Annotated in this window: 15 protein-coding genes and 1 pseudogene; 1 reads left to right on the top strand and 15 read right to left on the bottom strand. The window is 62.3% G+C overall.

The window, feature by feature from the left end; translation table 11 throughout:
* Positions 1-25: 25 nt before the first annotated feature.
* Positions 26-1987, top strand: coding sequence for a pyrroloquinoline quinone-dependent dehydrogenase (locus tag SxD43FB_RS12420; protein WP_255245709.1), 1962 nt, complete (start codon positions 26-28; stop codon positions 1985-1987).
* Here the strand turns inward: SxD43FB_RS12420 and SxD43FB_RS12425 are convergent.
* From SxD43FB_RS12425 to istB, 15 genes and pseudogenes are all read right to left on the bottom strand, one after another.
* Complete coding sequence (locus tag SxD43FB_RS12425) at positions 1966-2769, bottom strand: TetR/AcrR family transcriptional regulator (protein ID WP_096062444.1); 804 nt, start codon at positions 2767-2769, stop codon at positions 1966-1968. The genes SxD43FB_RS12420 and SxD43FB_RS12425 overlap by 22 nt on opposite strands.
* A gap of 126 nt (positions 2770-2895) precedes the next feature.
* Positions 2896-6243 carry a glycosyl hydrolase gene (locus tag SxD43FB_RS12430; RefSeq protein ID WP_096062445.1) on the bottom strand — a complete coding sequence of 1116 codons (3348 nt, stop codon included), beginning with the start codon at positions 6241-6243 and terminating at the stop codon, positions 2896-2898.
* A gap of 17 nt (positions 6244-6260) precedes the next feature.
* Positions 6261-7190, bottom strand: coding sequence for an alpha/beta hydrolase (locus SxD43FB_RS12435; RefSeq protein ID WP_096062446.1), 930 nt, complete (start codon positions 7188-7190; stop codon positions 6261-6263).
* A complete protein-coding gene (locus SxD43FB_RS12440) occupies positions 7187-7618 on the bottom strand; it encodes a hypothetical protein (RefSeq protein ID WP_255245710.1) in 432 nt (143 codons plus the stop codon). The genes SxD43FB_RS12435 and SxD43FB_RS12440 overlap by 4 nt, the downstream gene beginning before the upstream one ends.
* Before the next feature lie 6 nt (positions 7619-7624).
* Positions 7625-8941 (bottom strand): family 1 glycosylhydrolase, encoded by a 1317-nt coding sequence (locus tag SxD43FB_RS12445; protein WP_096062447.1) that lies wholly within the window; start codon positions 8939-8941, stop codon positions 7625-7627.
* The gene (locus tag SxD43FB_RS12450; protein ID WP_096062448.1) at positions 8941-9810 is read right to left on the bottom strand and encodes an alpha/beta hydrolase; all 870 of its coding nucleotides are present in this window, start codon (positions 9808-9810) and stop codon (positions 8941-8943) included. The genes SxD43FB_RS12445 and SxD43FB_RS12450 overlap by 1 nt, the downstream gene beginning before the upstream one ends.
* A gap of 77 nt (positions 9811-9887) precedes the next feature.
* On the bottom strand, positions 9888-11984 hold the full coding sequence (locus tag SxD43FB_RS12455) for a TonB-dependent receptor (RefSeq protein WP_096062449.1): 2097 nt from the start codon (positions 11982-11984) through the stop codon (positions 9888-9890).
* A gap of 43 nt (positions 11985-12027) precedes the next feature.
* Complete coding sequence (locus SxD43FB_RS12460; RefSeq protein ID WP_096062450.1) at positions 12028-12858, bottom strand: fumarylacetoacetate hydrolase family protein; 831 nt, start codon at positions 12856-12858, stop codon at positions 12028-12030.
* Complete coding sequence (locus SxD43FB_RS12465) at positions 12858-13766, bottom strand: VOC family protein (protein WP_096062451.1); 909 nt, start codon at positions 13764-13766, stop codon at positions 12858-12860. Before SxD43FB_RS12465 ends, SxD43FB_RS12460 begins: the two co-directional genes overlap by 1 nt.
* Positions 13763-14194, bottom strand: coding sequence for a heme-binding protein (locus SxD43FB_RS12470; RefSeq protein WP_096062452.1), 432 nt, complete (start codon positions 14192-14194; stop codon positions 13763-13765). The genes SxD43FB_RS12465 and SxD43FB_RS12470 overlap by 4 nt, the downstream gene beginning before the upstream one ends.
* Positions 14191-15693: a bifunctional 3-(3-hydroxy-phenyl)propionate/3-hydroxycinnamic acid hydroxylase gene (locus tag SxD43FB_RS12475; protein ID WP_096062453.1), complete on the bottom strand. Its 1503-nt coding sequence runs from the start codon at positions 15691-15693 to the stop codon at positions 14191-14193. Before SxD43FB_RS12475 ends, SxD43FB_RS12470 begins: the two co-directional genes overlap by 4 nt.
* A 22-nt stretch (positions 15694-15715) precedes the next feature.
* On the bottom strand, positions 15716-16951 hold the full coding sequence (locus tag SxD43FB_RS12480) for an amidohydrolase family protein (protein WP_096062454.1): 1236 nt from the start codon (positions 16949-16951) through the stop codon (positions 15716-15718).
* Between the two features lie 82 nt (positions 16952-17033).
* A complete protein-coding gene (locus SxD43FB_RS12485; protein ID WP_096062455.1) occupies positions 17034-17930 on the bottom strand; it encodes a LysR family transcriptional regulator in 897 nt (298 codons plus the stop codon).
* Positions 17923-18182, bottom strand: a pseudogene (locus SxD43FB_RS25905) (hypothetical protein); the annotation flags it as partial. The gene SxD43FB_RS12485 and the pseudogene SxD43FB_RS25905, both read right to left, overlap by 8 nt.
* A gap of 371 nt (positions 18183-18553) precedes the next feature.
* On the bottom strand, positions 18554-19198 hold a 645-nt coding region (gene istB, locus SxD43FB_RS12495), incomplete at its 5' end, for an IS21-like element helper ATPase IstB (RefSeq protein WP_096062456.1).

The raw sequence follows: 19198 nt of genomic DNA on the forward strand, positions 1-19198 counted from the left end.
GCGGTTGGCCATTGGCGGCCTTATCTTGCTCCTCGCCCTTGCAGGCGCGGGCCTGTGGTGGCGCATTGCGCATCCGCCGTTGCCGCCTTTGTTCATTCCTACCCGCCTGCCCGCCCAGACCGCCTGGGCACAATGGGGGGCTACAGCGGCCGGCACGCGCTACACGGAAGCGGCGCAGATCGTACCGGGCAATGTCGGCCATCTCCAGGTCGCCTGGCGCTATTCGACGGGCGAACTGTCGCGTCGCCCGGAGGCGATACTGGCCAACAGCACCAGCGAGACCACGCCGATACTGGCCGCGGGTTCGCTGGTGACATGCACCCCCTTTTCCCGCGTCATCGCGCTTGATCCGGCCACGGGACGGGAGAAGTGGACATTCGATCCCAAGATCGACCCGAATTTCAAGCTGCCCGATCAATATATCTGTCGTGGCGTATCGCAATGGCGCGATCCCGAAGCGGCATCGGGCGCGCTGTGCGCCGAGCGCATCATCCTAGCCACAGTCGACATGCGCCTGATCGCGCTGGATGCCCGCACTGGGCGGATCTGCCCAGGATTTGGCCAGAACGGTACGGTGCGGATCGATCCGGGGCCACTCCATCATCCTAGCGAGGTCAAGCTGGCCGCGCCGGCGGCGATCGCGGCAGGCAGCATCGTGGTCGGCACGTCTATTCTGGACAATGTCCGCGCCAGCGCCCCGCGCGGCATCATTCGCGCCTACGATGTTCGGACGGGGCAACCGCTCTGGACATTCGACCCTATTCCCCAGACGGGTGGCAGCGATCGCGACTGGATGGGCGATAGTCGCCTGAAAACCGGTGCCGCCAATGTCTGGTCGGTCATATCTGCCGATACGCAGCGCGGGCTGGTCTTCCTGCCCACGTCCAGTGCATCGCCCGACTATTATGGTGGCCAGCGTCCGGGTGACAACCGGCATGCCAACAGCGTCGTGGCGTTGAATGCCCGAACCGGTGCGCTCGTCTGGGCGCGCCAGCTGATCCATCATGATATCTGGGATTATGATACGCCCGCTCAACCGACCCTTGTCGACATCCAGCGCGATAGTCGCGCGGTCCCGGCACTGGTCCAGCCCACCAAGCAAGGCTATGTCTTCATCCTCGACCGTCGAACCGGTGCGCCGCTATTTCCCATCGACGAAGTGCCGGTGCCGCAAGGCGGAATGCCGGGCGAGTGGCTGTCACCGACGCAGCCGCGACCAAGATTGCCCAAGCCGATCGTACCGCAATCCGTAAAGCCGGAGGACGCATGGGGTTTTACCGCCTGGGACCGCGGGAAATGTCGCGACCTCATCGCCCGCTATCGCAGCGAAGGGCTGTTTACCCCGATCAGCGAACGCGGGACGATCACCTACCCCGCCGCTTCGGGTGGCGCGAACTGGGGGGCGGGTGCGATCGATCCTGCGCGGCAAATTTACTATATCAATTCCAGCCGCATCGCTTCCGTCATCCGGTTGCGTCGGCGCGCGCCGGGCGCCGGTGGGACCGTCAAGCTCTCGGCGACCGAAGACGTGTCCCCGATGGCGGGCACCCCTTATGAAGTGAAGCGCGAATGGTTGCTGTCGCCGTTGGGCGCCCCCTGTACGAAGCCACCATGGGGCGGACTGACCGCGATCGACCTGCGATCGGGCCGCACGCTTTGGGACGTGCCGCTGGGCACCATCAACGACAAGGTCGCCGTACCGCTGCCCTTCGATCTCTCCTTGGGCACGCCCAATATCGGTGGGCCGATCGCAACGAAGGGCGGCGTCCTGTTCATCGCCGCAACCATGGACGGCTATCTGCGGGCGATCGAAATGGCCACGGGGAAGGAATTATGGCGCGACGCCCTACCCGGTGGCAGCCAGACGACACCGATGAGCTATATGGCGGGCGGGCGGCAATTCGTGGTCGTCGCGTCGGGCCAGCATATGTGGTTTCAAACCAAGCGATCGGATGAAATAGTGGCCTACGCCTTGCCGATGAAATGATCGCCTTCGTCGCGTTGCGCGCGGTTGGTAGACGCGCGCGATCCGATGTCGCTCAGTCCCAATGACATCTGCTTGTCCGCCAGCATGGCGACATAGCTGCTACGAACAGGATCGATCAGGACGAGAGTGGCGGTCTTGAGAAAATTGGCATGGAGTTCGAGACGGCAGTGATCTTCATCGACGGCGCCCACCGCCCAGCGATGATAGACCAGAAATTCGGTCGCTACGAATTCTTGTGCGATGCGTTCGAGGTCGAGATCGTCGCGCGTATGCCCTTGCCGTATTTCGCGGTCCATCCAGTTGCGAAAGCGGTTATACGCCACGGATCGTAATTCGCGGATCGCATCGACACGCGGCTCCATGGAAAAATAGAAACCGATCACGACCCGCGCATATTCCGCATCGCGCTGCATTTCCGACACCATCCAGTCGAGTTCATCGAAAACGACGTCTATGGTATAATCGCGCTGGCGGCGGGCGATGGAGGCACGGACCTCGCGCACCCGGTCTGACACGGTTGCCAGAATGACGCCCTCCTTGTCGTCGAACAGCCTGTAAAGCGTTCTAGGTGCGACCTCTGCTTCCCGGCTTAGACGGTCGATGGTCAGGCCCGTCGTACCCCCCTCCCCCAGAATACGGTGCGCGCAGTCAATGATGCGCTGGCGCCGCTCAGTCATGATGGCGCTGGTATATTTCCGGCGACGCTTTGGCGCTACTTCAATCGCGGCAATCGGATTTTCGAGTTGCCCGGCCGTGATGTTCGATTTGGAATTGTCTGCCATTCTCGTAACGACCCTACGCGGCAGGCCGGGCGCATTCAACTTACAAAATTGCGCGGTAGCGATACCGCAGCCACACGGGCGAAATCTCAATTCTATTCCGCGAGGCTATCGCCCAACGCCAAGCTCTCATTGCAAACTTGGGACGACAACTGCCTCGGTCGATAGCGTAACGGGTCCGGCCAGACCCGAGAGCCGCAGCGGTGCGTCGGGCATGTAGGTGGGTGCTGCGGTAAAAGTCACCTTCCGCGCGCCAGGCTGTTGGTCGCCAATGAGCCGATTGACCCAAAGATTGGCCACCTTCACTTCCAAACGGTTTTCACCCGCCTTGATCAACTTGCCGATGTCGATGCGATACGGTGCGAGCCAGACGGTACCAGCCACCTGTCCGTTGACCCGGACCTCCGCCACATCGCCGACTTTGCCGAGGTCGAGCCACAGCGGCGCGCCAGATTGCACGCCTTTGGGCAAGGTGAACCCTGTCTGGTACGTGGCAACGCCCGAAAAATATTTGACACCCTCATCATGGTTTGTTTCCAATGGTGCGAGGGTTCTCATTTCAAGCCGTTCCGGGGCACCGCGACCGGGCTGGAAGCTGACGCTCCAGGGACGGTCGAGCGTCGCGATCCTAAGCTGGATTTTGGTAGGCAGGCTCATCGCCCTATTCTTGGTTGGCTTGCGGAACAGGATGAAGAAGGCGTCCTCTGCGTCCACGTCAAGCGGGATCACGGTTTCACTGCCATCAATTCTGTACGCAATGGGCGCAGCACTACCGTCGATCGCGCGCCAGATTTCTGGCTGCCGTCCCGTCACGCGGAATCTCGCTTCTATCCGGGCTGCCTTGTCGGTGCGGTTGTTGACGAAATAGAGGTCGCCATCGGCAAGTTTGCGATGAACGAACCGATAGTCGGCGTCCGTTGCGCCAGCCGTCACATGAAAGTCAGGGCCGAGACCGATTCCTGCCAATGCCGCTTCGACATCGGTATTGGCGATCACGCGCCCCTTGGCGTTCAGCGACCCGCTCCACAGCCGGTCCGCCAGTGCCTTGAACGCTGAAGCGTCGTCCAACAGCCCCGGCGCGCGCTGCGGTGCCATGCCAATCACCGTCGCGCCGTCATCGACCAGCGCAGCGATCCGACGCAATGTGGGTATGGTCATCACCTTACTCGACGAGCCCAGATACAAGGCGCGATAGCGCGCGCCGCTTCTGGCGACCAGTTCGCCATTTTCGACGGTCAGCTGCTTTGCCAATATGTCGGCATTGACGAAGTCATAGGCGTAGCGCGTCGGCAGGTCGCCCGGCACGCCATGTTCGAACAGCGAGGTGATCGGCTGATCCTCGCCATAGAAATAGGCGATATCCGCGCTGTCGCGGCCCTGCTGTAGCAGATATCCGGTACGCGCCATATAATCGACCCAGGGCTTGGCCATCTCTGCCCAGCTTTCATGCCGGTTGAAATATTGACCGAAGATCATGAGGCTGAGGCCCGGCACCTTGTCATCCACCGGCTGATGGACGGAGGTGTGGACGATCGGCCGGTTGATCCCCGACACGAATTCCAGATCGATGACGCGCTTGAGATCCGAAGGCGCGAACGCCCAGGGCGCAAAGGCCGATGTCATGCTTTCGGCCGACACGATATTCTGGCCATAAACATGGGCGACCGAGGCCGCGCCCTTCATATCGCCGATCAGCGTCGGGCGAGGCTTGCCGCCGCGGTTGAAGGTCCACATGGCCGCCATCGGTACGTCGGCATATGAGCGCATCGCCAAGTCGTCGCCCAGCACCGGGCGACCATTTTCCAGCGCCTCACCATAGACAGTCAGGCCATGTTCGTGCGCGACCTTGGCCGCCGTGCCGTAATGAGCGTCGGCCATCAGATCGGCCAGCGTCTGACGAAAATCATGGAGAAAGGCGTCGCTCTTAGCGGTTGATCCCATGATTGCGCCGGTTAGCGCGGGCAGGAACGGCACCGGGTCATAGCCGCGCCGTGCCTGAAATTCCTCGACCATGCGTGGCGTCCAGTTCGCTGCGCCCACCTCGATACTATCGGTGAGCAGCGCGCGGATGCCCTTCTTGCCGATCCATTCTGCGCCCACCGTGTCGCGATACATGCCAAGATAAGTTTCCAGATAGCGGCGCACGGCGTCGGCATCATATTTGTCGACCTCCAGCCCCGTGGCTTCGGGCGTGGCAGGGTGATTGGTCTTGCCGGTCAGCGACCAACCCATCCGCACGATCCGCCAATCCTCTCCCTTTGGCGCGGTCCAGTCGAGCGTGCCATCGGCGCGCAGCTTGTCGGTCAAGTCGACCAACTTGGTTGGATCGATCGCGTCGCCATTGCCCACTGGCTTCAACACGCCATAATCGGGCAGGATGGTGTAGCCCGCCTTCGCCTCGAACCGGTCCAGTTTCGCTTCCCCATGCAGGCGGAAATCGCCGATCGCCAAGGTCGGCGTCTTCTCCTGAGCGAAGATATCGATCTTAATCGCGCCGGGCGCGCCTTCATCCAGGGCAGGCGTTTTGGGGCCGGTGTTGAGGCTGAGGATCAAGCGGAAACGGCGCGCGGTGACGGCGTCGAAGCCGATCGTCGTGCTGGCTTCCCCCAACGGGAAATCGCCCAGTCGATGCCATCGGCCGTCCTGCTCAACTTCCAGCACCGGTTGATACAGCGGATCACGAAAGGGTGGCTTCGCGTTGGGAATGTAGAGGGTCGCAGCGCGCACCGTGACGGGTCTGCCATAATCCAATATCAGCGTGCCCGCTTGTGCATCGGAGCCGACCGACAGCGCAACCGTGCTTTCCATATCCGCGTCAGTCAGCGCGTCGAGCGCAACTGCCCTGCCATCGCCCTGCATCGCGGCTGGGCGCGGTAGCGATGCCGCTGCCATGGGATAGGCCAGCAGTTTCGCATCGCGATAGAGCGGCTCGATCGGCTTGCCTTTTGCGAGGAAGCCATCCTGGGCTTCATGGGACCGGGCACTTTGAAACGTGCCGATGACCGAAGGCGGCAAGGGCAACGGGCCCGCAAACCGCGCACCACCGCGCAAATCGGCCTCCGCCCAGACCAGCTTCTTCATACCGTCTTGCGGCTCCACCCATGGTCCGCCCGTCTCGCTCCAGCCAGGCGATGCAGCGATGGCGAATTCCAGTCCCTTGGCGTCAGCGGTCTTTACCGCATGGCGGAACGCATCCTTCCATCCGTCCGTCATATAGGTCAGCCGGTCGGGTACGATTTGCGGGGTCATCAGATTGGCGTCGAAATTCTGGACCCCGCCAATGCCCATGCGCGCCATCCAGTCGAGATCCTTGTCGATCCCGTCCTTCGTCACGTTGCCGTTCATCCAGTGCCACCAGACGCGCGGGCGCGCCGACTGGGGCGGGTTGACGAAGCCATCGGCCAGATCGTCGGCCAGCGATGGCGAGGCAAAGGCGACGCAAGCCAGCAGGGCCGCAAGGCGAACGGTTTTGGGCATGGGCACAATCCTTGCAGTCAGGGGCGCTTGAACAGGAGGCCGCGTGCCTCCATCCAGGCATAAAATTGCGGCATCAGGCCCATGGTGGTGGTGCCGGGCTTGCCCGCGCCAAAGCCATGATCGCCCCGCTCATAGGCATGGAGTTCGACCGAGCTGCCCGCCTCGCGCCATGCTTCGACGATGGCAAAGCCCTGCCGTTTGAACAGGCCATCGTCCATGGCGATGGCGCTGAACATCGGTGGCGCGTCGGCGGGCACGGCGACATCTGTCATCGGGCCGTAGATATAGCCGATGAAGGCGGGCCGCTGATCGCCCTTACCCTCCAACGTGGCGTTCAGCGTCGTCATCGCCCCCGCCGAAAAGCCGATCATCCCGGTGCGGGCCGGATCAATGCCATAGGTCGTTGCGCGGCTGCGCACGATCATCAGCGCCTTAAGCGCATCCTGCGTCGCGCGCGGTTCTTCGATCGTGCGGACCGCGCCGGGCTTGGCCGCGTCAGCGAAACGCGCGCCCATCATGGCCAGAAACGCCCGGTCATCGCGGGGCGTTTCATTGAGCCGATATTTGAGGACGAAAGCAGCGACCCCATGATCGGCCAGCCAGCGTGCAACGTCGCTTCCTTCGCCTGTCATCGACAGCGACAGGAATGCACCGCCCGGCGCAACGATGACCGCTGCGCCGGTCGCCTTGGCCGGATCGGGCAGATAGGGGGTGATGGTCGGGCGCACGACGTTGCGGACCATGACATTGTCCATGGCATTGGTGCCGATCGTCACCTGCATCCGCGACCATTGCTCATCCTGTCCCGCCTTGACCGTCGGCTGGTCAGGATAGAGCGGGATCGCCGCGCTCTGGTCGGGCGCTGGCACGCTGGTCATCTTGATGTCGGGCTGCGCCACGGCAGGGGTTGCGATGGCCAGCACCACAGCCAGGGAAAGCGATTTCATCGGGTCATCCTCTGTAATATCATGCTTGTTATCGACGCGCCGAGCGATCCGCCATATAGTAGCTTCAGGCCCAGCGCCGCACCCCATTCTATGGCGGGAAGGTCCGCCTGCGTCGTCGCGAGGGCAAGCCCGGCGCCCAAGGCACCGCCAGCCAGCGCACAACCGAACGCCCGCAACACGATCGCCCGGACCGGCACCGCCAGCGACAATCGCCTGCGCGCGATCAATGCGGGGACCAGCGCGCTCATGAGCGACACCGCGATGCTTTGCGGTATGAAGTCCAGCCCCAGTGCGTCGGGCGCGGCCCATCCTAGCGGACGAACCGCTATGCCGAACACAGCCAGAAAGAAAGCAAGGCTCAGCGCCGCATTGATCGCGAAACTAACGCCTGCCTCGCGCCGGATCGAGAGCTTGGCAGTTGCCATCATGCGCGCTTACAGGGCGTTGCGACGCGCGATCGCGCCATAGACCGCCGCGCTCGGCTTGGCCGTCCGTGCGAACGTCACCGGATCGACGCTGTGCAGGCCGAATTTGGGTTTATAACCGAAAATCCATTCGAAATTGTCGAGCAGCGACCAGTGGCAATAGCCCTGCACCGGGACGCCATCGTCCATCACTTTTTTCAGGTCGGCGAGTGCGGCTGGAATGAAGGCCTGACGCACGCTGTCGTCGGTCGTGCCGACGCCATGTTCGGATACCAGGATCGGCGCCCCGGTCGCCTGATGGGCATAGCGCACGGCACCCGCCAGTGACGGCGCCCAGACTTCGGTGCCGCCCCAGTTGACCACCGACCCCTTGGGGGCGGGCAGCCGATCCTTGTCCGTCCACAGCGCGCGCTCATAATTTTGCACGCCCAGGAAATCGTCGGTCTTGGCGACTTCGAGCCATGCGCCATAGAGTTCCTGCCGCATCGCGTCGCGGATGCTGTTCTTGCCCACGGCCTGATCGTCCATCATTGCCAGCGAAAAACCGACGGGTAGGTCCGGGCGCACCGCCTTGATCGCGGCCTTGCCAGCCTTGTGCGCGACGAGCATCCCCTTTTGCAACGCGGGCAGATCCTCCACCCCGGCGACATTGGCGGATACGAATTTCGGCACACCCAACCGCTTGGCCGCCGTTTCCAGCGTCAATTTCTGGATGTCCCACACCTGCGGCGGCAACATGGGTTTCAGCAGCAAGAGGATATTGGGTTCATTGAAGGTGATGACGCTATGGATGCCCGCGCCCAGCACCCGCATCGCCCGGTCGCAATAGCGCGCAAACAATTCCGCGCTTTCCGGGTTGGTCCAGCCACCCTGCGCACTGAACCAGCGTGGCGCGGTGAAGTGGCTCATCGTCACCACTGGGGCCAGCCCGCGCGCGCGGCAACCCTCGATCAGTGCCTTGTAATGGTCCAGCATCGCCTGGCTGAACAAGCCCTTTTCCGGCTCGATCCGCGCCCATTCGATGCCAAAGCGATAGCAGGTAAGGCTCAGACTCTTGACGATGTCGAGGTCAGTTTCCCACAGCGCGAAGCTGTTGCAGGCGTCGCGCGAGGGTTCAGCGAAAATGGTGGGCTGCTGATTTTCCAGAAACCAGAGGTCGCTGGCGACATTATTGCCCTCAATCTGATGCGGCGCGGTGGCTACGCCCCATAGAAAATCCTTGGGGAAGGCCGGATTGGCCGCTGCCTTGCGCGCGGCAATCGCTGGCGCGGCCAATGTGCCTGCCGCGGCCATTCCGGCCGCCAGCATCGTCCTGCGATCAAGCATCACATCATCTCCCCTATTCCATTGCTTATGTCGCGCACGAAGGCGCATATCTCGTCGGCCAGCCGCCGGTCGGCGGTGCCAAGGTGCATCGGCATCGTGTAATGATTATGCCCGGTCATGATCACCGCGCGCGGCAACGCGCCGTGCCGCGCCAGACGATCCTGCATCAGCCCGACGAACTCCGCCTGAAAGCGTGGCGGGTCATATTGCGCGCAGGCGATCAGCAGCGGCAGCGTCGTCGCGGCTACTGCGTCCATTGGCATCCGGTCGGCATAGAGCGCCGCGTCGCCATAATAAGCCAGATCGCGCTGATCCAGCGGGGTATAGCCATAGAGGCCCGACAGCAGCACCGCGCCGCAAATGTCCGCGTCCCCCATCAGCTTCAGATAGCCCGCGACATGCACCGCCCCGGCGGATGTTCCCGCCAGCACGATCCGGTCCGGATCGCCGCCATGCTGCGCAGCATTGGCTTTCAGCCAGGCTACCACTGCCGCAACATCCTGTGCGCCTGCGGGCCACATATGGTCGGGGGCTAGGCGGTAGTTGATGACCACGCCGGCAAACCCCGCCTGCGCCGCCATCCGCCCGACATTGGCGTTGGGCCAGGCATCGGCTCCGCCCTTATTGCCTTTCAGGAACCCTCCACCGTGAACAAAGACCAATACCGGCGCGGGGCCGATGATGTCCACCGGCGCGTAGATATCCAGCCGGTGCCGCTCGTGCGGACCATAGGCGATGTCGCCCTGCGTGACCGGAACAGCCGCCTGAAGGGCGGACTGTTCAGCGTCGAACAGCGCGCGGCATTGCACCAAGACTTCAGGGCCAAGGCCTGTCCGCATGGCTGCTATTGCATGTCTGATGTCGCTCATACGCTCTATCCTAGCCGCACCGGTTCAAACGAACAGGGCATGCCGACGTCCAATGCGTCGCCATGCCCCCCTTTGCATCAGAACTTTGCGTCGAGTTGCAGGCCAACCTGACGGAAGGACTGCGGTCCGTAGATCACGCCGAGGCCCGAACCGAAATTGCTTTGCAGCAGAGAAGGTTCGTTGACGTTGAACAGATTGCGCACGAACAGGCCCGCCGAATAGCGTTCATCTTCGCTACGCACGCCCACACGTCCGCCGACCGTCCAGTGCGGGCGGAAGGTTTCTTCGGTGCGCGACGTATTCTGGTAGCGGATGCGTGATTTCCAGATCGTGTCCGCTGCCAGGAAGCCGTTAAGGCCGGACGTCAGTGGCTGCTCATATTCGCCCGACAGGGTGAATTTGTAGCGCGGCGAATAGGCAAGCTGCTTGCCGCCGATATTCGAGCCATCATTACCGATGAAACCGCCCGGATAGGTCGCCTTGGTATAAATGAAGCCGGTGTTCAACGACAGACGGTCCGAAATGCGACCGAACAGATTGATTTCCGCACCCCGCGTCTTGACCCCGTCAATGTTGGTTTGTGCGCAAACCAGCTGAGCCGTGATGGGATTGACGATACATTCCTGCGCCTGGAAGTTCTTGATCTTGCTGTAGAACAGGCTGAAGTCCAGCACCGCGCCGCCAAACAGGGTCGCCTTTACGCCGCCTTCATAGGACATCGGCACTTCGGGCTGCACGACGTAGGGCAGCAACGGCGCGGTCGGCACCGCGATCTGACCGCCCTTGAATCCGCGCGACGCGGTTGCATAAGCCATCAACGACGGGGCGACGTCATATTGCAGGCCTGTGCGCCACGATACGCGATCGACATTCAGGATTTGGAAGCTCTTGGCCCCGTTGCCCGCATCGGTGCGATCCAGCGACAGGCGACCGCCCGTATAGCGACCGCCCAAGATCACCCGCAGGCTGTCCGTCGCGTGCAACGTCCCCTGGCCGAACACAGCCAGCGATTCATCGGTGATTTCGTTGAGCGCGCCAGGCGAATCCACCGGACGGATCACGACACCATTGGGCAAACGGACCGAAATGGTGAAGCGCTCAGGCTGCTGCACCGTCTTCTGGTTCGAATAAAAAGCGCCCACGGTATATTCAAACATCGAATTACTGGGGGATGACGCGCGGAATTCCTGCGTAAACAAGCGGATATTGCTTGCCGTAGGCCCGCTGCGCAGTGTCGATGCCAAGGGGTCGGCACGGTAGATGCTGCCCCCAGTGGCTGTGCTGGTCTCCGACTTGCGATACGCGGTAATGGACGTCAGTGTCAGCGGTCCAGCATCATATTCCAGCTGCGCGGATCCACCCCAGCTCTCGTTCCGGCTGCGAAGTCCATTGCCGATGCAGAAATCCTGATTCCCCTCGCCAGGCGTAATCCCGCAGCTATTGAGCAATGCAGTGTTGGCCGGGGTGTTCGACAGGAAGGTGAAGAAGTCGCCGCCATTTTCGGCAGAACCCTTCGACCAGTCACCCAGCAGGTTGAAAGTCAAATCATCGGTGACGTTCCACAGATAGCGGCCACGCACGGCGTAGCGGTTAACGTCGTTCCAGTCGCCCGTTGTCGCATTGCGGTTCACGCCCTGACGCAAGTTGGCCATACCCGACACGCGCAGCGCGCTGGTGGTGCTGACCGGCACGTTGATGACGCCGGCCGAGGTGGTCAGGCCAAACAACGTGCCTTGCGGCCCCTTCAACACTTCGATGCGCGACACATCGAACAGATCGGAGATGTTGGCGTTGCCCTGGCTCACCTGATCGACCACGACGCCGACCGACGCGACCGCACCGGGTGAAAAGCTTTGCGTGCCGATGCCACGAATGGAACCGCCACCGCCAGTATTCTGGGCCGGAGCAGACTGAATTTCCAATGCGGGGGCAATACGGTTCAGGTCGTTGAGGTTGTTGACCTGCTGCCGTTCCAACTGCGCCTGGCTGGCGACGGTGATGGAAATGGGCACTTCCGTTACCTTTTCCTGCCGCCGCTGAGCGGTGACGATGATGTCGGAATTGGCATCTTCTGCCGCCGCCTGCGGCGCGGCATCCTGCGCTATGGCCGGCGCGGTCAGCGCGATGGCGCTCGCGCTGGCGAGTGCCGCGATGGTGATGTTGAACTTACGCATGGTAACTCCTCCCCTTCTTATCATTGGGTCGTTTATTGGTTGATTATGCTTCGTCGATGATCCGGTTCGTCAGCGTGCCGATGGTGCCGATCGACACTTCCACCTTGTCGCCGGCGTTCATGTACAATGGCGGGGTGCGCTTATCGCCGACGCCTCCGGGCGTGCCGGTGGCGATTACATCGCCGGGGGCGAGCGGCGTGAAAGCGCTGATATATTCGATAACCGTGGGAATATCCCAGATCATGTCGGCAATCGCCTGATCCTGCACCAGTTCGCCATTGAGCCGCGTCTGCACGCGGAGCGCGCCCAGGTCGTCAATCTCATCCGCCGTCACCAGCGCAGGACCAAATCCTCCGGTACCGGGGAAGGTCTTGCCCGGCGTGAACTGGATATTGTGGCGCTGCCAATCGCGCGCGGAACCGTCGTTGAATGCGCTGTAGCCCGCAACGTAGGCCATGGCGTCGGCAGCGGTGATCTTGTGGCAAGGCTTGCCGATCACGACGGCGAGTTCGCCTTCATAATCGAAACGCTCGGTCACGGTCGGCTTCACCATCGGCTGGCCGTCAGCAACCAGACTGTCGGCATAGCGCACGAAGATGGCGGGATGGGCCTTCTGCTCGCGACCGGTTTCCTTGACATGCTCGGCATAGTTGAGGCCGACGCACAATATCTTCGCAGGATCGGGAATGACCGGCAGAGGCACGACATCGGCAACGGCGAAGGTCGCGCCATCGGCCAGCGTCGCAAGGCTGCCATCGGTCAGTGCGGCCTTCAGGCTCGGCACGGCCTCGCCTGCCAGTTCGACGATGGTTTCGCCGTCGATGCGGCCGAAGCTGGCGGTGCCGTCGGGACGGCGGAAGCTGACATAACGCATTAGATATTTTCCTCAGTCAGAACGTCCAGCGACTGCGGTTCCCAGTCGCGGCGATGGCGGAACTTCTCCTCGGCGGCGCGCAGGCCGTCGAAATCCTTGGTCGAAATGCCCCACTGGTCGATCCGCCTGGCAGGCCAGGTCCAGTCTTCGGGCGCGCCCACCGGATAATCGTCGGGCACCTTGTTCACGGCCGTCGAAAATTCGATCACCGGACCGAAGGGGGCGATGAAATAGGCAAACACATTTGCCCCCGGACCATGGCGACCCGGCCCCCATGCCGGGGCCATATCCTGATCGCGCAGGCGGCCGATGCCGCGCATCACCGCGTCCAGATCTTCCATCTCGAACGCGATATGGTTGAGGCTCGAAATACCCGCACGGGCGAAGGCTGTCGAATGATGCGAGTCATTGCAGCGCACGAACACCATACCCTTTGTCCGGTCCGACACGCGGAAGCCCAGCGCATCCTCGACCAGATGGCCGGTCCTTTCCGCGTCGATGCTGTTGAACACCACATGCGTCAGCTTGACCGGCAGGTCAGCGCCTTCGATCGGCGCGACTTCCTGCGCATCGACCAGAAAGCGCAGCAATTCGCCCTCGGCCAGTTCGACGATGATGCCATAACCGCCGCCCGGATCGTGCGAGACGACGGACGCTGCGTTCAGACCCGCAGCGCTGACCGACGCCTTGAGTTGCTCCAGCCGGTCGGCGGTGCAGACGAAGGTGGTCGAGCGAACATAGCAGTCCACCGATTCCGCCAGCGCGATCAGATAGGGGAAACTGCCTGATCCGCGCAGATAATGCGTGGCCCCTTCGACTGACGCTGGAGCCATGCCCCAGATGTCGGTCAGGAACGTCGCCGCCTCTGCCGCGCCGGGCAGCGACAATTCGATGCTGCGCAACTTCATTTGGCGTCTCCATGGGTCAGACCGGCTGCCAATATGCCCGCAATGGCGCAGGCTTCGTCGCAATCGCCGGTGTCGCCGCTGATCCCGACGGCGCCAATCACCGCGCCTTCCAACTCACGGATCAGGACGCCGCCGGGTGACAGAGCCAGTTGACCGCCGGTAACGGCCACCACGCTCTGAAAGAAAGCCGGGTTATTCGCAGCGCGCCCGGCAATGACGCGCGTGTCAGCGCCCATGCCTAACGCGCCCGTCGCCTTGGCCCTGGCAATGTCGAAGCGGAACAGGCTCGCGCCATCCTGCCGCGCGAAGGCGACCGGGTGCGCGCCCGCATCCAGCACGACGACGGCCAGCGCAGGCGCATTGTCACCGCGCGATTGCGCAAGGGCGGTGTCGATAATCGTCTGTGCCTGAGCAAGGGTAAGGGTCATGCTGCAATCTCCTGAGAAACGGCTCCGGCGATCAGCGCGTCGCGCAGCGCGATCAGGTCCGCGGGTTCACCCGTGCCGAAAACATAATGGTCGGGACGCAGCAGCAGCGCATCGGCCCCGCGCGCATCGAGCCAGGCAGCGATCGCACCGCCATCGTCCAGCGTATCGAGCGCCACAACAGTCACATCTTCAGGTGCTGCCTCGGCGTGCCGCGCGAACAGCCGCCAGCCTCCGCCCGTAACATCGTCCAGCAACAGGTTACCCACACGCGGCTGAATGAAACGTTCGCCCGATCCTGCCGTGTCTAGCGCCAAGATGCCGGTCGAAATGGGGGGTATCAGGTCGGCGGCGGTGCCTTGCTGCGTCACTTTGGCCGCTTCGCGCATCTCCGCGTCACGGGCGGCGGCGGCCTGTGGGTCCAGCACGCAGATATAACGCCCGGCACCGACGGCGGCGGAGATCACCGCGCGTACATGCGGGTCGCGTTCGGGCTGATAGGTGTCGAGCAGCGCATCGGGCGCATCGCCCTTCACCACCGCCGCCAGCTTCCACGCCAGATTAGCCACGTCACGCAGGCCATGACACATGCCCTGCCCAAAAAAGGGCGGCGTCTGGTGCGCGGCATCACCCGCCAGAAAGACGCCGCCCTGCCGCCACCGCTCGGCGATCAGGCCATGAAAGCGATAGGTCGCCGCGCGCACGATCCGGTGCGGCACCCCGGAGAGGTAGGGTGCCACAAGGGCAGCGACATTATGCGGTTCCATCATCGCCTGGTCATTTTCGCCGGGCAGCAGCATGAATTCCCAGCGGCGATGATTGCCGCGCCCCGGCACGATGGTCGCCGGCCGCTTGGGGTCGCACATCATCACTGACAGCTTTTGCAGATCGGCCGCTTCGGGCACGCCCCACAGGTCGGGGAAGCGGACCGGGCCGTCGACTTCGGCGTCCACTACCAGCCAGGGCTCTTCGAAATCCAGATCGTCGAGGCGAACATCCAGAGCCTTGCGCACCGCGCTGCGCGATCCATCGCAGGCGATGACATAGCGCGCCTTTGCTGTATCGCCACCCGACAGTTGCAGCGTCACGCCATCAGCGTCCTGCTCGAGTCCCTCGAACCCTACGCCTAGCCGCAGTTCGACCGTGGCGTGGGCCGCCAGCGCATCACGCAGATGCTGCTCCAGTTCGGGCTGGTAGAAGAAATAGTCGTTGGACCAGCTGAACGGCCGCGCCCGGCCGACCGTGCCCATATATTTGATGACGCCATGGTCTGCGCCAACGTGGAGATGCCCTTCGGTATCGCACATGTCGCCTGCCACAGCGTCTATCACGCCCGCCGACTGAAACAGGCGCATCATCTCATGGTCCAGATGCACCGCACGGGGCAGCGGATAGGGGTTGGCTTCCTTCTCGATCACCAGGACCGACAGGCCGCTCTTGCCCAGTAAATTGGCCGCAAAGGCCCCTACCGGCCCGCAGCCGATAATCGCAACATCAAACATGATTGTCTTTCTTGTAGCGGTATCAGGCCGTTACCGGCTTGGTCGCGGGCGCTTTGTGCATTTTACCGCCCTGCATGATCATTTTGATACGGCTGGCATCCTGCACGATCGCCACATCCTGCGTCGGATCGCCATCGATCAGCAGCAGGTCGGCGAGATAGCCGGCCTTCACTTGCCCAACATCCAGTCCCATCAACTGACCGCCCAGCATCGTCGCGGCGCTCAGCGCCTCGGCCGGGGTGAAGCCGAAGCGGGTCACGAAATGCTCCAGATCGCGGGCGTTGCGGCCATTGGGGTTGAACGGAAAACCATAATCACCGCCGATCAGCACGCGCACACCACGCCGCTTAAGTTCGGGCACCAGCCTGGCTTCCAGTTCCAACCGCTCAGCCGCACTCGCCTTCATCGACGCCATATTGATGTGCGGCGGCGGGGTCGCTTCCAGCGCGGCGACGGAAACACCGGGACCGGGCGCGTAGAAAATCTGGTCCTTGTGCGCGACCATCGCGTCGATCGCCGCGTCGTCGGCAAAAGAGCAATGATAGAGGATGCGCGCACCTGCTTCGAGCGCAAGTTGGATGGCGCGGGGTGAATAAGCATGGGTGGCAATCCACAGGCCTGCGTCTCTCGCGGCGTCGCCCGCTGCCTTCATTTCTTCGTCGGTGTAGAGGATGTCCCCCGACGAACCGGGTTTCAACGCATCTTCACCCGAAATTACCAGCTTAAGCGACTGGACACCCTGGTCCGCGCAATAGGCGACGAAATCCCGCATCGACTGCGCACCACGGCCATTGAATACATCGCCAGTCTCGACACCCTCTTCGCCTTCCGGACTGCGTTCCAGCGTGGAGGGGACAAGGCGCGGGCCGGGCGTTTCGCCCGCCGCGATGGCGCGGGCCAGTTCCGGTTCGATATTATCGCCCAGCGCGCCGGCCGAATAGGCGCTCGTGAACCCATGGTCCAGCAATACACGCGCGTTGCGCCATGCCGCAACCTTCAACTCGTCGGCGGGCAGGATGAACTGGTGATAGATTTTCTCGACCGAGCTGCCCCAGGTCAAATGCGTGTGGGAATCCACCATACCCGGCATCAGCGTGCCGCCTTGCCCGTCGATCACCTGATCTTCTGGCGTGGCGGCGATCATCGCTTCATCACGCAACACGGCGGCGATGCGATCCTGCTCGATCAGGACGGCTCCGGCAAATGGCGCGGTGCCTTGCCCGTCAAATATGCGAACATTGCGAATAAACCGTCGCATGCCGTCTCTCCTGCATTCCAATCTTGTTGCGCTCTCTATGGGCAACTTTGATCAGGAACAAAAATAATGATTTTTTCCTACATCATAGGCTGGAGCTATGGATCAGCGTTTCCAACATCTCGGCCGCCAGGCGTGAAAGTCTGCCAGCCGCCAATCGGCGCACGCCGATACTGCGAGAAAATTCCGCTTCCTCAATCGTGATCGCGCGCAGCACGCCGATCGACAGTTCCGCCGAGGCGACCTGCATCGGCAATATTGTGACGCGCTGGCTGCCACGGACGATCGCCTTGGTCGTAAGCAGGGAGTCGCACCGGATAATGTCCTGCGGCACTGGAATGTCAGCCGCCATGAACAGCGCATCGATCTGACGTCGGAAAGCGCCGCGCGCTTCGGGCAGAACCCAGCGCGTTGCCATCATTGTCTTGAGCGATATCCTGGCCGGAAGATGATCGTTCTGCCGCCCGACGATAAGGGCAAAGGGATCGCGCGAAAATGTGCGTTCCTCTATACCCTCTGGTGGCTGCTCGATGCCGGTGGTGACAAAGGCGAGTTCGATCTCGCCCCGGTGCAGCATTGCCGCCAGATCATGATCCGGCCGTTCCACTACATGCAGGGTAAATCGACCGATCCGCGCCTCCAACGATCGCACTGCATCGGGCAGCAGACTGACCAGCGCGCCAGGCGTGCCGCCGACGCGCAACGGCCCCAACACACCCGTGCTCGCCAGCTTCACCTCTGCCTCAGCGTCTCGCAATAGGCTGTCGATTGACTCTGCCCGGCGTAGCAACGCCTCCCCCTCCGCCGTCAGCAGAATGCCGCTACGCGACCGCTCGAAGAGCGACACCCCCAGCGCCTGTTCCAGCTGCGCGATCGCGTTGGAAACCGACGGCTGCGAGATATTGAGCGATCGCGCCCCACCGCTGATCGAATTGCTGCGGACAACCGCAAGGAAAGTTCGGATAGCGCGAGGATCAATCATATTTTGAATATGCCTGCAAACATCGCCTCGTCGGCCAGCCTGATTGCGCAGGGTCTGCCGGAGGCATAAGGTTGTGAGTCACGCTGGACATATCGATGTTGTCCGCGGCAACATAATATTTATCTTCGCCTTTGGCAGGCGGGATGTTGCCGATGGGCTCCAGCAGTGAGCGATGGTTGGACAAATCGACCATTCAAGTGTGGCATATTCAACTGCTTTGAAGCTGCGCCAAGGTCCTCGCCGGTAGATTATACCAAGATTCATTGATCAGAACCCGTGTGCCCAGTCTCGGAGACCGATGGACATGATCTTCCACGGCCGATCGACGAGCTGATTCCAGGCGTAGGTGCAGTGATCGACAATCTGTAGCGCGACGATTACGGAGTCCGGTCGGCGTCAATTATGATGGCCGATAGGTGGCCGCGCCGGTTGGTGAATTCTGGCTACCATTTGCTGTTGCGAGGAGCAACCGTCGAGCGACAATTACGACGCTGGGTAATTGTCGCTGGCGCTGGCCGGAAGCGAGGGTTTGAAGCGCATGGGATGGTTGGCATGTAATTGCCGCTGGCGACAATTACCCGTTGCCCCAGCAAGGGTGCTCCCGAGCGCGAAGCCAGCGACAATTATGATGGCCGGTCGGGGGCGCCATTGGGCGGGTCGTAATCGTCGGCGTTGATGCGGGCGACGGCGGAACGCTTGCGGTAGCTTTCGCCGTTCATCTCGATGATGGTCGAGTGGTGCACGAGGCGGTCGATCGCGGCGACAGTCATGGCGGGATCAGGGAAGACGTTGTCCCATGCCGAAAATGGCTGGTTGGCGGTAATGGCGAGCGAGTGGCGTTCGTAGCGGTGGGCGATGAGCTCGAACAAGGCGCTGGTCTCGACCTGGTCCTTGCGGACGTAGGACAGATCGTCGAGCACGATGAGATCGAACTTGTCGAGCTTGTCGAGCATGGCGGGCAGGCTGAGGTCGCGGCGCGCGGACTGGAGCTTCTGGACCATGTCGGTGGTGGAGCAGAACAGGACGCGCCGCCCCGTGTCGATGAGGGCATGGCCAATGGCGGCAACTGCGTGCGTCTTGCCGGTCCCGCTCTGGCCGAACAGCAGCAGGTTGCCGCCGTTCTCGATCCAGTCGTCACCGGCGGCGAGGGACAAGAGGTGCGGTTTGCGGATGCCGGGGGCGGCGTCGAAATCGAAGGTGGCGAAGGTCTTGCCTGCGGGCAAGCCGGACTGGTCGCGATGGCGCTGGATGCGCCGGGAGGAGCGATC

Origin of the sequence: Sphingobium sp. D43FB, assembly GCF_002312805.1 — a bacterium.
In the GTDB taxonomy this organism is placed as follows: Bacteria; Pseudomonadota; Alphaproteobacteria; order Sphingomonadales; family Sphingomonadaceae; genus Sphingobium.